This window comes from Apibacter sp. B3935, assembly GCF_009827705.1.
Taxonomy (GTDB): domain Bacteria; phylum Bacteroidota; class Bacteroidia; order Flavobacteriales; family Weeksellaceae; genus Apibacter.
The window spans coordinates 269,305-283,979 of record NZ_WINL01000002.1; the positions used below are offsets into that span (position 1 = coordinate 269,305).

Genomic DNA, 14,675 nt, shown 5'->3' on the forward strand with positions numbered 1-14,675 from the left:
TTATATATTTGAAACGATAAATTAATGTATTAGATATGAGAGTAAACCGAATTTTCTTAGGATTTTCGTTTATCTTCTTGGGTTCGGCTTTTGCCTGGGCTCAGATGAAAACGATTAGCGGGAAAGTTCTTGGGAGTGACGGTCAGCCACAAGCTGATGTTTCTGTTACGATACAAGGATCTACCAAAAAAACGTATACTGACGACTCAGGAAATTTTTCAATTGATGCTGAACCCGGACAAACCATCGAAATTTTATCATTTGATGACGAAACTGCAAGTTTTATTGTTAATGATCAAAGTTTCTATGATGTGGTTCTACAGTCTCCAGTTACAGAAAACAAAGAACCTGCTGAAAAAAAGGAAACAGTAATTGAAGGAGTCGTAGTAACTGCTTTAGGTATCACAAGAGAAAAAAAGTCGTTGGGTTATGCGACTCAATCAGTAAATGGCGACGATCTTTCCATTACCAGGGAAAGTAATCCAATTAATTCACTTTCGGGAAAAGTTTCGGGATTGCAAATCGTTAATAATAGTGGAACCATGGGAGGTTCAACACAAATCAGATTAAGAGGAATGAGGTCTCTATCTCAATCCAATAAACCTCTTATTGTTGTAGACGGTATTCCTTTAATAGATCAAAATATCAATGATAAAAACACTGAACGAGGTGCCGGTGGTATTGATTATGGAGATTCATTCGGTGATATTAATCCCGACGATATAGCAAATATTTCCGTGCTTAAAGGAGCTACTGCCGCGGCATTATACGGATCCAGAGCCATGAATGGAGCGATTATGATTACCACAAAAAAAGCAAAAAGAGGTAAAACTGAGATTGTCTTTAATTCAGGAGTTGTATTTGACAAAATATACAAAATGCCTCATCAACAAAAATTATATGGTGGTGGCGGAAGCAAAACATTTGCAACAAAAAATATTAATGGTGTGGATTATTTGGTGGTTGACTATAGAACCGACGAATCTTGGGGGCCAAAATACGATCCAAATGTTAAAGTATTACATTGGAATGCATTCGATCCTGAATTTTCAAATGATTATTTAGTTGCAAAACCATGGATATATCCTAAAAATGATTACAAGAAATTTTTCAAGACCGGTGTAACATACAATAATGGTATATCTTTTAGCAGAAGTGTTGAAAATACTAATATCAGATTAGGATATAATAATACTAAATCATCCGGAATAACTCCAAATTCAGACTTAACCAAAAATTCATTATCCATGAATCTGAATTCTAAATTATCTGATGATTTAAAAATAAATGCTTCTGCAGCTTATACTTCAACAAGAGGTTTCAACAGACCTGAAGTGGGATATGACAATAACAACATTATTCAAAAAATGTTTCATTTTGGTCAAACCTCATTAGACTATAATGATCTTCAAAAATATGAGTTAGCAGATGGTACTCAAAGAACTTGGAACAGAGAATCTTGGGATAATCCAAAACCCGCTTATTCAGATAATCCCTATTGGACAATAAACAAAAATACCAATAAAGATAATAGAGATCGTTTATATGGTACCGCTGGTTTAATTTATAATTTAACAAAAGATATGTATGTAAATGGAAAGGTAATGCTTGATACCTATACTCTTCATACAGAAAACAGAACAGCTGTTGGATCACATGCTCTTTCTCAATTTAAAATTTCAGAGAGGAAATATACTGATCTAAATTATGAAGCTACTTTACATTATGACAAAAATATAGGAAACTTTTCACTTAATTCTTTTGCCGGAACTAATCGAAGGGAATACACATATAGAAGAATGAATGGAAAAACTAAAGGAGGGCTAATTATAAGAGACTGGTATAATCTAAATAATTCATTAGAGCCATCTTTAGTTATGAATGAAAAAGAAAAGAAAAGAGTAAACAGTTTGTTTTATTCTTTTAGTTTAGGATATGACAATTTTGTATTCTTAGAAACTACCGGTAGAAATGACTGGTCTTCTTCTTTACCTTCTAAAAACAATTCTTTTTTCTATCCATCGGTAGCAACCAGTTTTGTAGTTACTAGATATCTTACCAGCAATTGGTTGGAATTTTTAAAAATTAGAGGGGGATATTCTGAAGTTAGAAATGATACTGATCCTTATCAACTCATCAATACATTTTACAATATAGATGAGGAAGAGGATCCAGATTATGGCAGCTTGTATTTAAAAGATCCTTGGTTTTGGTTAACAACTGTTGCTAAAACAGATAAATTAAAACCCGAAAAATTGGAATCTTTTGAATTGGGAGTAGAATTTCAAATGTTTCAAAGAAGATTAAACGGGGATATTTCATTATATCAAACTACCACCAAAGACTTAATAACTAAAGTACCTTTAGACGGTTCTGCTGGTTTCAAATATGCAATGATGAATGCTGGAAAATTAGTTAATAAAGGAATAGAAGTTTCATTGAATATAGTTCCAATTAGAAAAGAGAATTTTAGATGGGATTTTAATTATAATTTTTCAAAATCTGATAATGAAATCAAATCTTTGAGTGAGGATTTAAGTTCATTAACCATAGCAAAAGCTCCATTTAATGCTTTTGTAGTTGCACTTCCAGGATATAGATACGGACAAATTTATGGGACAGACTTTGTTTATAAAGATGGAAAAAAAGTAGTGGGTAGTGATGGGCTATATCTGAAAACCGATAAAAACGTACCTTTAGGATCAATACTTCCCGATTTTAATATGACATTTAGAAATTCTTTCACTTATAAAAATTGGAGTTTAGGATTTCAAATAGATTGGCAAAAAGGAGGTAAATATTTTTCTACAACCCATATGTGGGGGATGAGCTCAGGAATATTGCCCGAAACTGCTGCTAATGGAATTAGAGAAAACGGTATTATTGTAGACGGTGTTAAAGAAGATGGAAATCCTAATGATATTAGAGTTTCGGCAACCGATTATTCTAAGCATTTTTTTAGTGGACCTAGCGCACAAAATGTATTCGATGCGGATTACATCAAACTACGTGAATTATCATTGGCTTATTCCCTTCCTACTCAATATTTAGGAGATTTTATTAATTCCATAACATTTTCTGCCTTTGCAAGAAATTTATTTGTATGGGGATTAGATTGGAAATCCATGGATCCTGAGGTAGCTAATTATGGTAGTGGAAATGCTTCAGGGATTGAAGGAGGATCCATGCCTACTACAAGATCATTTGGAATTAATGTGCAAGTTAAATTCTAATTAAAATATTTAATATGAAAAAAATAACCATCTATATAGCTTCTCTAATTTTTCTGTCTGCCACTATATCTTGCGATAATGATTTTGAAAACATAAATACCAACCCCAATAATCCGGAGAAAGTACCCGGTTACACTACATTTAGATACGGTAGCCGATATTTTATTGATAACACTCGAGATGAATGGGGATCTGGAAGAATGGTTCTTCCTTGGATACAATATTGGTGTCAGGTAAATTATACGGAAGAAGATCGATATCAATATAGAGACGGAGCTAATCAAAGCTTGTGGAAAGATTATTATCGCGCTGCAGAAAATCTTAAAACCTCCATTGAATTAGTAGAAGCCGATCCGATAAGCAATGTGCAATTTGGTGCTATAAATAATCAAATAGCTGTCGCAAGAATAATGTTAAGTTATTTATTTATGCAACTTACAGATACCTACGGAAATGTTCCTTATTGGTCTTACGGGGGACAATCTAATCCAGATTTTCAGGCCTTACAGGTTGAAAAATATAAAACCCCTAAATTTGCTTCACAAATAACCATATATAAAGACATTTTAAAAGAATTAAAAGAAGCTTCCAGCCAACTTGATACCTCTGAAAAAGTTACAACAGGAGATCACATATATGAAGGTAAGGGAATAAAATGGAAAAAATTTGCTAATTCTTTACGTCTAAGATTAGCTAATCGTTTAAAAAACGTTTTACCTGAAGCATTAGCCGAAGCTAATGATGCAATTTCAATGGGTGTATTTACATCTAATGATGATAATGCAGTATTTGCGTATGGGAATACTACATCAGATGCAAATCCAATGTGGATGGCTTATTTTGTTAAAAATAGAACTGATTTTGCAGTCACAAATACTTTTATTGATTTATTAAAAGGAAAAACAGGTAATTTTTCTGCTGATCCAAGACTTTATAAATTCTCCTCTCCTAAAAAAGCAAGTATAGACGATGTAAAAAATAATACGTATAAATCATCCACTAATTTGGATGATTATGAGGGAATGCCTTACGGTATAACAAGCGGAATGGCATCTGAAATTTTTACCTCCAGCACTATTTCTTTCCCTAGTTATGACGTTTTACATATTAACAGAGGTGAAGTACTTATGGAATATGCTGAAGTTGAATTTATATTATCCGAATTAAATAATTGGGATCAAATACATTATGAAAGTGGTGTAAAAGCTTCACTCGATAAGTGGAATGTATCTGCTGCAGATCAAACAGCCTTTTTAAGCATTTTGCCGCCAGCAAACGAAGAAAATGTACTTACACAAAAATATATTGCACTTTATATGCAACCCCATGAAGCATGGGCTGAATATAGAAGAACCGGGTATCCTAAAACTTTATTATTACCTGATCAATCGCATACTCTTCCAGCGTATAATACAACTCCCGAAGGTACTACCTATACTTTTAAGCCTTTAGTCATTAATGTGACTGATCTACCGTCACGTATTCCTTATCCTTCTCATCTTTCTACACAGAATTCAAAAAATTATTATGAAGCTGTTAAAGGATTGGGAGGACCTGATGATATGAAAACAAAATTAGTTTGGGATGTAAATTGATACTTAGTTAAAATTTCATATATGAATAACGCTCTGTTTAATTATAAACAGAGCGTTGTTATATTTATAAAGCAATTTTTAAAATTTAATATTCTACCAATAATTGAATATCCTGTGTATACTTTTTTAACTCGTCTAAACCTCCTAAAAAGGAAAGTCCCAATATAAAGCTAAATTGAGAGACTACTGCATCACAATTTTGCACTAATTTAGCACACGCAGAAGCTGTTCCTCCTGTTGCTAGAACGTCATCATGAATAAGAATTTTTTGTCCCGGCTTAATGTGTCCTTTTTTAACTTCAATAATTGCTGAACCATATTCTAAATCATATTCTTGGGAAATTATCGGAGGAGGCAATTTCCCTGCTTTACGTACCAATATAAACGGCAAACCAAGCTCCCTGGCAATTTGAACTCCAAATAAATACCCCCTACTCTCAATACCACAAACTGCATCAATTTTACCTCTACTTAAATCAGCAAAAGCTTTTACAATTTTGGTACACAAATCTGCATTTAAAAATATGGGAGAAATATCTTTATATTGAATGCCTTCTTTTGGAAAATCTTGAACTCTATCAATATGTAAATCTATTTCTTGGCTTAAACTTAATTCTTTCATTCAATTCATTTTTAATTTTACTTAAAATAATCTTATTTCCAAGTATCTTCTTTTATTTCTTTAGTTTCTGTATTTGTTATTAACCAATTATCTTTAACTTTTTTTAGTATAAAATTTTGAGTTAAAGTTTTTATTTTTCCATTAATGTCTTTGATCTGATATTGTACATTAACAGTTTGTTTATCATCATTCTTTTCTTCTAATTGTGCGTTAATTAAATTAGTAGCAGCAATAGTTCCAAATCCATTGGTAGTAGACGAAAATTGATCTAAAGAAGTCCATTTAGGATTCTGTGCTAAATTATAAGCTTCGGAATATTGCTTATCACCAATTAATTGTATAAATTTTTTAACATTGTCCAACGCAACTTGTTTATTTATTTCATCCTCTATAGGAGTGGATGCATCTCTTGTTTTGGATAAATCTATAGGAATACCCGACAGTTTACCGTATAGGTATTTATCTTCGGCATTAATCTTTATTTCAACATCCAGGGAGGAAGTCGCCAATTTTTTGTTATCAAACATGAAAAAAGGAATTTTAATGCCTTTATTTAATGAGGGATCTCCCACTGCCGAAGAATTAATTTCTCTTTGGATTACATATACTATGGTACCATTGTTTATAAATGATATGGATAAAGTCAATGGTAAATCATCATAAAAAATTTCTGATCCTGAATCATCAATTAATTCGGGGTATAAATAAAATCCATCATTGATGGTTTCATCTTTGCTAATCGGAGAATAACGAATATTGATCCGTGTTGCTTTTTCTATTTGTTTTAGTTTTTGCTCAGCTTCTGTTAATGGCTTTAACTCATTATCGAATACAGAAGGATCTACTGAGTTCATGGAAGTGCTGGACCAAGGAATCTTGTTTTTCTTTGCTATATCCTCTGCAATATCGAAAATTTGTTCGGCATTTTTACCATTAAGTAATGTATAGAGTTGTTCCCATCTCTTATTTTCATCGGATCCTTCTGTTTTAAACTTATAAATCAGTTTAACCGCTTCTTGAATTTTATCCTGTTGTAGGATAGTCAATTTGGACGATATAGATTTTACACTTTTAGTAAAGGTTTCCTTTGATGTCCCGTCAATTACCTTATATTCTTTTTCACAAGAAGAACATAAGAAAATAAAGGTTAACCCTATCAAAAATATTTTTCTCATAAAAGTATGTTTGTCACAGGTAAAAATACATTAATTATTTTTAACGATATACCCCGATATTTTTAATGATGAAAGATTTTTATAAGTAATTAGTGCTTTGGTTTCATAATCTATGATATTCAATCCGGCATATTTGGCAATGGCGTGTCCACCGGCAATATCCCAAAAATTTATGGGACTTAATCGTGCATATTCGTTTGCTTTTCCTTCTGCTACCAGGCCAATTTTAATGGCGCTGCCCATCTGTAAAACAACAATTTCTGAATGTTGTAATTTTAAGTTTTTTATATACTCTTCATCCACATGACTATAGTGGGAACGACTTGTTAAAACGGTATATTTTTTTAAATCGGGTTTTAAAGGTAATGTAACGGATTGTTCCAGTAGTTTGTCAGTAAGATCATCTTCATTCAGTAACGCATATAAATCTTCATACTTTCCATTCCATTTATAGCTACCTAATCCTTCCGCAGCAAAATAAAACAATCCCATAGAGGGAGCAGCTAAAACTCCGAGCAAAGAAGTTTCGGGAGTCAGTAAGCCAATTGAAATACAATATTCTCCGGTTTTATTTACATATTCTTTAGTTCCGTCAATTGGATCTACACACCAATATTTTTCCCAACTTGCCATTACCTTTTCCGATTCGTGCTCGGTTTCTTCACTTAAAATAGGAATTGATGTTTGTTTTAAATAAGCGGTAATAATTTCATTTGACTTAAGATCACCCGTTGTTACGGGTGATTGGTCTTTTTTTAAGGAAACTGAAAAGCCGTCCTCATATATTTTATGAACTTCTTGAGAAGCTTCTATAGCAGCTTTTAGCGCTATATTAATTAGTTTTTTCATTAGTATGAATCATTTGTATTACCTTTTTGAGATAAGGCTTTTGCCGAAGAAGTTCCAATTCTTTTTATTCCCATTTCAATCATTTTCACTGCTTCATCATAAGTTCTAACTCCACCAGCTGCTTTTACCGGCAAGGGTTGAGAATATTTAAGCATAATTTCCATTGCATGGAACGTCGCTCCATTTGGTTTTCCCTCTTCTGCTTGGTAAAAACCGGTGGAAGATTTTACAAAAATGTTACCAAATTCATTCTTTTCAAAGTTTTCTTGAGCCCAGGTGGAAAAATAAGAGCAAATAGACTGGATTTGTTCGTCAGTTAATGCCGCAATCTCAATAATCCATTTAACCACTTTGGATGCTTTTAAACCTAATGACGTTCCGGTAATAAATTCTTGTTTAATTAAATCGATATCTCCCTTTTTAAAAGCCTCGTAGTTGATTACATAATCCAACTCATCCACTCCATCTTCAATAGCTTTCTGTGCCTCTGCGATTTTTTCAGTTAATGAATAGGTACCTTCATGAAACCCAATGACGGTTCCTACTTTTACCTCAGAATCAACTTTTTGAATCATTTCTTTCACTTTTTTAATGTATTCGGGACGAATCATTACTAAATAAAAATGATTTTCAATTGCTTCTTCAGTAAGTTTTTTAACTTCTTCCCAAGTTTGTTCTTCGGTTAATCCACTTTGAGAAGGTAGCTTAAGGTAAGTTGAATCTAAATACTTTGTTATATCCATTTATCTTATAATTTTTAATTGTGTTTTTAGGGTATAATTTGTCGTGAAATACTTTGTTCTAAAGAAATAATGGTTTCAGTCCTTTCAATTCCCTTTATATTTTGTATCTCATTTCTTAAAACCGACATGAGATGATCATTATCTTTACATAATATTTTGATGAAGATAGCATAATTTCCTGTTGTAAAATGTGCTTCGATAATTTCAGGAATTTGCATCATGCTTTTAATGGCTTCTTTGTATTGAGCCGATTTTTCAAGAAAAATACCGACATAAGCGGTAGTTTTATATCCTAATAATTTATAATTTAAAGGGGTAACCGGATCTTCTATGATTTTTGCTGCTTCCAGTTTCTTAATTCGTTGATGAATTGCTGTGGATGAAACTCCTACCTGTTTTGCTATTGTTGAAACCGGTATTTTCGAATTTTCCATTAATGCTTTTAAAATGATTTTATCGATACCGTCTAATTCTACTGTATGTATATCTGATATTCTCATTTTTCGGTAAAATTACAAATACTAAATTAATATTATACAATTTTATATTTTATCTTTTATATTTTTAACAATTTCTACAAGATTTAAATTATTCTTACTTTTTGCCCTTGTATTTAAAAATAAGTACCTTTGGGATTAATAATTTTAAATAGCTGTACATGCAGGACAATATGCTTAATCATCCCGGATTAATTACCATATTCGCGGTTTCGATTATTATTATGTTACTTCTTGACTTAGGAATTCTCAATAAAAAATCTCATGCTGTTTCTAATAAGGAAGCTGCGATATGGTCGGTAGTTTGGATATCATTAGCCATGATTTTCAGTGGGATTATTTATTTTGTTTTTAAAGGAGCGGATGGATCAAAATTCGCCCTTGAAAAATTCTCTCAATTTCAGTCTGCTTATTGGATAGAAAAAGCCTTATCCGTTGACAATCTTTTTGTATTTATAATGGTTTTTGGATTTTTTAAAATCCCGAAAGAATATCAACATAAAATTTTATTTTGGGGTATTATTGGTGCCTTGGCTTTCCGTGCCGTATTTATTTTCTTAGGTGTAGAAATGATTAATAAAACCTATCTTCCTCCTTTTTCTATTGGAAATTTTCATTTTATTTTAGACCAACAAAGTGCGGAACATGCCGATTATAGTCAAATGCTGTTTTTCAGACCTAATATAATTTTAACTATTTTTGGATTCTTCCTTATATATGCCGGTATCCATTCTTGGACATCCAAAGAGGATGACAACTCCGACAAAAAAAATCTAAATGAGAGTTTAGGTGCTCGTTTTGTAAAACGGTTTTTTAAAGTATCTGATGAATTAGACGGAAGTAAATTTTTTACAGTTAAAAATGGGATTAAAATGGCAACCCCTTTATTTACTGCTCTAGTTATCATTGAATTTACTGATTTAATTTTTGCAGTGGACTCCATACCTGCTATTTTTGCTATTGCACCCAATGATCCATTTATATTATATACCTCTAATATATTTGCCATTTTAGGTTTGCGATCTCTTTACTTTTTACTGGCTAATTTTATGTATATGTTCAGTAAATTAAAATATGGATTGGCTGTGATCTTAAGTTTTATAGGAGTTAAAATGTTGGTAGCTCCTTTTATACATATTTCATCCATAGTTTCTTTAGGAGTTGTGGCAGGAGTACTTTTAATTTCAGTATTGCTTTCATTAACTTTTCCTGAAAAAAAAGAAAAAAATGTTTAATAATTTAAAATAAAAATTAGAATTTACAATGAATAAACCTATTTCGGAATTTATTGAAAAATATTTTTTACATTTCAATTCTGCAACCTTAGTAGATGCTGCTAAAGGTTATGTAGCTCATCTTAAAGATGGGGGTAAGATGATGATTACTATGGGAGGTGCCATGAGTACCGCTGAATTAGGAAAAATTTTGGCTGAAATGATTCGCCAAGATAAGGTATCCATTATTTCTTGTACGGGAGCTAATTTAGAGGAAGATATCATGAATTTGGTGGCTCATTCCCACTACAAGAGAATTCCTGAATATCGCGACCTAACTCCTCAACAAGAATGGGAATTGCTTGAAAATCATTTAAATCGCGTTACTGATACGTGCATTCCGGAAGAAGAAGCTTTTCGACGTATTCAACAACATATTGAAAAAATATGGAAAGATGCAGACGATAAAGGAGAAAGATATTTTCCTCATGAATATATGTATCAAATGCTTCGTTCGGGAGTATTGGAACAATATTACGAAATAGACCCAAAAGACAGTTGGATGTTGGCCGCTGCTGAAAAAAACTTACCTATTGTAGTTCCAGGTTGGGAAGACAGTACTATGGGTAATATTTTTGCTGCTAATGTGATTAAAGGAAATTTAAAAGCTTCAACCATGAAAAGCGGTATTGAATATATGATATATTTAACCGAATGGTATCGAAACAATTCCGAAGGTAAAGGTGTAGGATTTTTCCAAATAGCCGGAGGAATATCCGGAGATTTTCCTATTTGTGTAGTTCCTATGATGTATCAAGATTTAGAGTGGGAAGATGTTCCGTTCTGGAGCTATTTCTGTCAGATATCTGACTCAACTACAAGCTATGGCTCTTATTCGGGGGCTGTTCCCAATGAAAAAATAACCTGGGGAAAGTTAGATATTGATACTCCTAAATTTATTATTGAGAGTGATGCAACTATTGTAGCTCCGTTAGTTTTTGCTTATATTCTCGAAATGTAGTAAGATAAAATTATTAATTTATACTATAAAAAAGTTCGGAATTTTAGTTCCGAACTTTTTTTTAATACTATCTTAAAAGATTACGATACCATTCCCAAAGAACTATTCCGGCACAAACGCTTACATTTAAAGAGTGTTTTGTTCCAGATTGAGGGATCTCAATAAAAATATCTATTAAATGGAGAATAGAATCACTGATCCCTTCAACTTCGTTTCCGAAAATTAGAACATACTTTTGTTCCTTATTTATTGGATAATCTTGTAATAAAATGCTTCCTTTCACTTGTTCAACTCCTACAATAATATATCCTTCGTTTTTTAAGTTAGTTATTAATTCACTTATATTTTCCTGATGTTCCCATCCAACGCTTTCCGTAGCTCCCAAGGCTGTTTTTTGGATTTCACGATGAGGAGGGCAAGGCGTAATTCCGCATAAATAAATTTTCTCTATAGCAAAAGCATCTGAGGTTCTGAAAACCGATCCTACATTATGCATGGAACGAACTTGATCCAGCAATACTATCACGGGAATTTTTTCACTTTCTTTATAATCTTCAAGGGATTTTCTGTTTAATGATTCTAATTTTAATTTCTCTACTTTTTCCTGTTGCTGCATATTTTCAGTAATGTTGATTGATTTTTAGGAGTTACATATATTTTTTTACCTTTTCCTTACTACCGGTAAAATTTCATTTTTCGATAATGCGTATTTTTCCATTTCACTTTCGGGTAAAGTTTCATAATACTTTACTTGCTCTACTTGAAACCCCGCGTTTTCTAAACGTTCAAAATAATCCAACCCATACCATCTCACATGATCATATTGTCCGAAATGTTTTTTTCTTTCTTCTTTGTCTATGATAGAGAAATCTTCGTATGTTTTGTCAGATCCATATCTCATAGGCACTTGAAAAATTCCCCATCCTCCCGGTTTCATCACCCTGTATAATTCTGACATTGCTTTACGATCATCTTCTATATGTTCCAAAACATGATTGCAAAAAATCACATCAAATTCATTATCTTTAAAAGGCAGGTTCAAAATATCCGCTTTAACATCTACAATAGGAGAATAAAGATCAGCTGTTGTATACTCTAAATTTTTTAATTTTTTAAACCTTTTTAGGAAGCATTGCTCCGGAGCTATACTTAAAACTTTTAAATTAGCTGAAAAAAAATCAGTATCTTTTAGCAAATACAACCACATTAGCCTATGTCTTTCAAGAGATAATGTCCCCGGTGCTAAAGCATTATTTCTAGGTTTACCGTAACCGTACGGCAAAAATTTTCGGTATTTTTTACCATCTATTGGGTCTACAAATTGATCTCCTTTGTAAAACCACGCAAAAAAAGGAGCAAAGAAATAGCTGAATTTAATAAGAATCGGTCTAGGTATTAAATTCAAAAAAAACTTAAATACTTGCTTCATTAACTAAATTAATTCTGCACGGGTTGGTATAAAAATTCATCTTCTTCATTGGAAGTAATGCCTAAAGCATTATATATGTATTTATAGGTTGAAAGCAGTTTTGGCTCTCCATCTACTACTGCAACATCGTGTTCAAAATGACAAGAGGGTTTGTTATCCCGCGTGGTGACTGTCCATCCGTCGTTATGGAATTTAACTTTATAAGTACCTAAATTGACCATCGGTTCAATTGCTATTACTAATCCTTCTTCTATTTTCGGACCATTGCCTTTTCTTCCATAATTAGGAACTTGCGGATCTTCATGCATTTCTTTACCTAAACCATGACCTACTAATTCGCGTACTACTCCATATCCTGCATTTTCACAAATTAATTGAATCGCAAAACTTATGTCCCCTATTCTATTTCCTGCTTTGCATTTTTTTATTCCTGCATATAAGCTTTGTTTAGTAATTCGCATCATTTTATCAACTTCAGGATCAATGCTTCCTACAGAAAATGTATACGCTTGATCTCCATAAAATCCATTTTTTAATGCTCCACAATCAATGGAAATTATATCTCCATCTTCGAGCGGTTTATTATTAGGTATACCGTGAACCACTTGTTCATTAGGAGACATACATAAAGTATTAGGAAAGTCATACAATCCTAAAAAACCGGGAATAGCACCGTGATCTCGTATATATTCTTCAGCAATTTTATCTAAGTGTAAGGTAGTCACTCCGGGTTTAACTTCTTTAGCCAGTACTCCCAAAGTTTTAGAAACTAATTGAGCGCTTTCGTACATCAATTCAATTTCTTCTTTTGTTTTTAATTGTATCATAATTTAAAAATTCTTGAAAAAAAACCTCTCTTATTTTTATGTTTTCTTTTTGAATAAACTAATATTTGTCTTCCCTCTACTCCAAATTCTATCTTTTCCTTTATAATTTCGTAAACTTCTCCCCAACCGGGAAATCCGCCTAAATTCCTGTCATCTATGAAATAGTCGGCATTTATTTTTCTACTCTGATTTTCACTTTCAAATATTTCCCCCTCAAAATTTGAATTAACTGAATAAAATTCAATTCCATTTTTTTTGCAAAATTCTATTGCTTCATTCAATCTATCTCCATATCTATAAGTCCACAAAATCAGTCTATAACCTTTTTTTTGAAGTCTTTTCATAGTTTCAAAAGCAAAAATCATCGGTCTACCAATTTCCGGATATTTATCTTCTACAATTGTTCCATCAAAATCAATAGCTATTATCTTATTATTCATATAATTATACTACAAGTTAGTTCTGTTTACTCTTTTAAGTTTAGTGTTCAAATTACTGTTCTAAATTGTCATTAATTTTCCAAATTTACAAGTTTTTAATCAATAAATTTTATGTTATCCACTTGGATATTAGCCTGAAATAATTTAAGAAATCTTTTATAATAAATTCGGTTATAATTTTTATAATTTTTGGTATAATATTAGATGAGAAAATTTTTAGTTCTGAAATATTAATTAAAAAAATAAAGGTCTATGAAATTAAAACTTTTAGTTATGACTGCTTTTTGCATCTTACTTTCCAGCTGTGCATTAACTACTTCCTATGATTTTGACAAAACGGTTGATTTTTCAAATTATAAATCATTTACCATTTATCAACAGGGTATCGATAAATTAAAATTGAATGATATTGATAAAAGTCGTATCATCCGTGCTTTAGAGGATCAATTAAAAAGCAAGGGATTAACCGAAAGTGCCGACGGAGATTTGATCGTAAATGTTCTTGCTTCATCAAAAAAAGTAATTAATGTTGATAATGATCCATATTGGAACGGCCCGTGGGGATGGGGATATTATTGGGCTCCTTCCAGCACAGTTTATGAAACTCGTGAAGGTAAATTAACGTTTCATTTAGTGGATTCTAAAAAAAATATTCTAGTTTGGGAGGGTATGGTTGATGGTTTTGATGTTGGTAATATCAAAAATAAAGACGAACAAATAAATAAAGCCATTCAAAAAATATTTAATTATTATCCGCCTAAAAAGAAAAATAACTCATATTATTAAAAAGGATAAACTCATCTAAAGCCTCAAAATATAAATTTTGAGGCTTTAATTATTTATCTAACCTAAATTATTTTATTTTTTACTAATAAATTATTTTTGAGATCTTTATCCAGAAATTAACATCCTTTGCTTAACGAGATCATCCTCTTAAATTTGTTGCAAAAAAATTTTTACTCTAAATTTATTAATGAGACTTTTTAGTAATTTAATCCATAAAACTTTTGTAGGAAATTAAGTACCCAAA

14 protein-coding genes are annotated in these 14,675 nt (G+C 31.8%); 5 read left to right on the forward strand and 9 right to left on the reverse strand.

Translation table 11 applies throughout. The features are described 5' to 3' along the window. The first annotated feature begins 35 nt into the window (after positions 1 to 35). Together GFV00_RS04090 and GFV00_RS04095 are read left to right on the forward strand one after the other, a co-directional pair. Positions 36 to 3,233 carry a SusC/RagA family TonB-linked outer membrane protein gene (locus tag GFV00_RS04090; protein WP_160557117.1) on the forward strand — a complete coding sequence of 1,066 codons (3,198 nt, stop codon included), beginning with the start codon at positions 36 to 38 and terminating at the stop codon, positions 3,231 to 3,233. A 14-nt stretch (positions 3,234 to 3,247) separates the two neighbouring features. After that, on the forward strand, positions 3,248 to 4,828 hold the full coding sequence (locus tag GFV00_RS04095; RefSeq protein WP_160557116.1) for a SusD/RagB family nutrient-binding outer membrane lipoprotein: 1,581 nt from the start codon (positions 3,248 to 3,250) through the stop codon (positions 4,826 to 4,828). 85 nt (positions 4,829 to 4,913) lie between these two features. Here the strand turns inward: GFV00_RS04095 and GFV00_RS04100 are convergent, their stop codons facing one another. Genes GFV00_RS04100 through GFV00_RS04120 form a run of 5 tightly spaced genes read right to left on the reverse strand, consistent with a single transcriptional unit; the run spans position 4,914 to position 8,717 of the window. After that, complete coding sequence (locus GFV00_RS04100) at positions 4,914 to 5,450, reverse strand: adenine phosphoribosyltransferase (RefSeq protein ID WP_160557115.1); 537 nt, start codon at positions 5,448 to 5,450, stop codon at positions 4,914 to 4,916. A gap of 32 nt (positions 5,451 to 5,482) precedes the next feature. After that, positions 5,483 to 6,625: a hypothetical protein gene (locus GFV00_RS04105; protein WP_160557114.1), complete on the reverse strand. Its 1,143-nt coding sequence runs from the start codon at positions 6,623 to 6,625 to the stop codon at positions 5,483 to 5,485. Between the two features lie 30 nt (positions 6,626 to 6,655). Then, positions 6,656 to 7,474, reverse strand: a complete 819-nt coding sequence (locus GFV00_RS04110; RefSeq protein ID WP_160557113.1) for a 3'(2'),5'-bisphosphate nucleotidase CysQ — start codon at positions 7,472 to 7,474, stop codon at positions 6,656 to 6,658. Next, positions 7,474 to 8,217, reverse strand: coding sequence for a deoxyribose-phosphate aldolase (gene deoC, locus GFV00_RS04115; protein ID WP_160557112.1), 744 nt, complete (start codon positions 8,215 to 8,217; stop codon positions 7,474 to 7,476). Before deoC ends, GFV00_RS04110 begins: the two co-directional genes overlap by 1 nt. Positions 8,218 to 8,243: 26 nt before the next feature. Next, a complete protein-coding gene (locus GFV00_RS04120; RefSeq protein WP_160541906.1) occupies positions 8,244 to 8,717 on the reverse strand; it encodes an Lrp/AsnC ligand binding domain-containing protein in 474 nt (157 codons plus the stop codon). Positions 8,718 to 8,875: 158 nt separating this feature from the next. On the opposite strand from GFV00_RS04120, the gene GFV00_RS04125 reads away from it, so the two are divergent. Beyond that, the gene (locus GFV00_RS04125) at positions 8,876 to 9,949 is read left to right on the forward strand and encodes a hypothetical protein (RefSeq protein ID WP_160557111.1); all 1,074 of its coding nucleotides are present in this window, start codon (positions 8,876 to 8,878) and stop codon (positions 9,947 to 9,949) included. Between the two features lie 28 nt (positions 9,950 to 9,977). Continuing rightward, a complete protein-coding gene (locus GFV00_RS04130) occupies positions 9,978 to 10,949 on the forward strand; it encodes a deoxyhypusine synthase family protein (protein WP_105298079.1) in 972 nt (323 codons plus the stop codon). Between the two features lie 67 nt (positions 10,950 to 11,016). On the opposite strand, the gene GFV00_RS04135 is transcribed toward GFV00_RS04130, so the two are convergent. The 4 genes from GFV00_RS04135 to GFV00_RS04150 are packed head-to-tail and all read right to left on the reverse strand — an operon-like array spanning position 11,017 to position 13,645. Further along, positions 11,017 to 11,565, reverse strand: coding sequence for an RNA methyltransferase (locus GFV00_RS04135; RefSeq protein ID WP_160557110.1), 549 nt, complete (start codon positions 11,563 to 11,565; stop codon positions 11,017 to 11,019). Positions 11,566 to 11,610: 45 nt separating this feature from the next. Continuing rightward, positions 11,611 to 12,378, reverse strand: coding sequence for a class I SAM-dependent methyltransferase (locus GFV00_RS04140; protein ID WP_160557109.1), 768 nt, complete (start codon positions 12,376 to 12,378; stop codon positions 11,611 to 11,613). A gap of 8 nt (positions 12,379 to 12,386) precedes the next feature. Then, positions 12,387 to 13,205, reverse strand: coding sequence for a type I methionyl aminopeptidase (map, locus tag GFV00_RS04145; protein WP_160557108.1), 819 nt, complete (start codon positions 13,203 to 13,205; stop codon positions 12,387 to 12,389). Further along, on the reverse strand, positions 13,202 to 13,645 hold the full coding sequence (locus GFV00_RS04150) for a BT0820 family HAD-type phosphatase (RefSeq protein ID WP_160557107.1): 444 nt from the start codon (positions 13,643 to 13,645) through the stop codon (positions 13,202 to 13,204). The genes map and GFV00_RS04150 overlap by 4 nt, the downstream gene beginning before the upstream one ends. Before the next feature lie 252 nt (positions 13,646 to 13,897). Here GFV00_RS04150 and GFV00_RS04155 point away from each other — a divergent pair, with 252 nt between their 5' ends. Next, positions 13,898 to 14,431 (forward strand): DUF4136 domain-containing protein, encoded by a 534-nt coding sequence (locus GFV00_RS04155; RefSeq protein ID WP_160557106.1) that lies wholly within the window; start codon positions 13,898 to 13,900, stop codon positions 14,429 to 14,431. The last annotated feature ends 244 nt before the right edge of the window (positions 14,432 to 14,675 follow it).

What these genes read in the sequence shown, in the direction of transcription:
- GFV00_RS04130 (WP_105298079.1), top strand. Translation starts at nt 9,978, where the DNA reads ATGAATAAACCTATTTCGGAATTTATTGAAAAATATTTTTTACATTTC.
- GFV00_RS04100 (WP_160557115.1), bottom strand. Translation starts at nt 5,450, where the DNA reads ATGAAAGAATTAAGTTTAAGCCAAGAAATAGATTTACATATTGATAGA.
- GFV00_RS04125 (WP_160557111.1), top strand. Translation starts at nt 8,876, where the DNA reads ATGCAGGACAATATGCTTAATCATCCCGGATTAATTACCATATTCGCG.
- GFV00_RS04105 (WP_160557114.1), bottom strand. Translation starts at nt 6,625, where the DNA reads ATGAGAAAAATATTTTTGATAGGGTTAACCTTTATTTTCTTATGTTCT.
- GFV00_RS04110 (WP_160557113.1), bottom strand. Translation starts at nt 7,474, where the DNA reads ATGAAAAAACTAATTAATATAGCGCTAAAAGCTGCTATAGAAGCTTCT.
- map (WP_160557108.1), bottom strand. Translation starts at nt 13,205, where the DNA reads ATGATACAATTAAAAACAAAAGAAGAAATTGAATTGATGTACGAAAGC.
- GFV00_RS04135 (WP_160557110.1), bottom strand. Translation starts at nt 11,565, where the DNA reads ATGCAGCAACAGGAAAAAGTAGAGAAATTAAAATTAGAATCATTAAAC.
- deoC (WP_160557112.1), bottom strand. Translation starts at nt 8,217, where the DNA reads ATGGATATAACAAAGTATTTAGATTCAACTTACCTTAAGCTACCTTCT.
- GFV00_RS04140 (WP_160557109.1), bottom strand. Translation starts at nt 12,378, where the DNA reads ATGAAGCAAGTATTTAAGTTTTTTTTGAATTTAATACCTAGACCGATT.
- GFV00_RS04120 (WP_160541906.1), bottom strand. Translation starts at nt 8,717, where the DNA reads ATGAGAATATCAGATATACATACAGTAGAATTAGACGGTATCGATAAA.
- GFV00_RS04155 (WP_160557106.1), top strand. Translation starts at nt 13,898, where the DNA reads ATGAAATTAAAACTTTTAGTTATGACTGCTTTTTGCATCTTACTTTCC.
- GFV00_RS04150 (WP_160557107.1), bottom strand. Translation starts at nt 13,645, where the DNA reads ATGAATAATAAGATAATAGCTATTGATTTTGATGGAACAATTGTAGAA.
- GFV00_RS04090 (WP_160557117.1), top strand. Translation starts at nt 36, where the DNA reads ATGAGAGTAAACCGAATTTTCTTAGGATTTTCGTTTATCTTCTTGGGT.
- GFV00_RS04095 (WP_160557116.1), top strand. Translation starts at nt 3,248, where the DNA reads ATGAAAAAAATAACCATCTATATAGCTTCTCTAATTTTTCTGTCTGCC.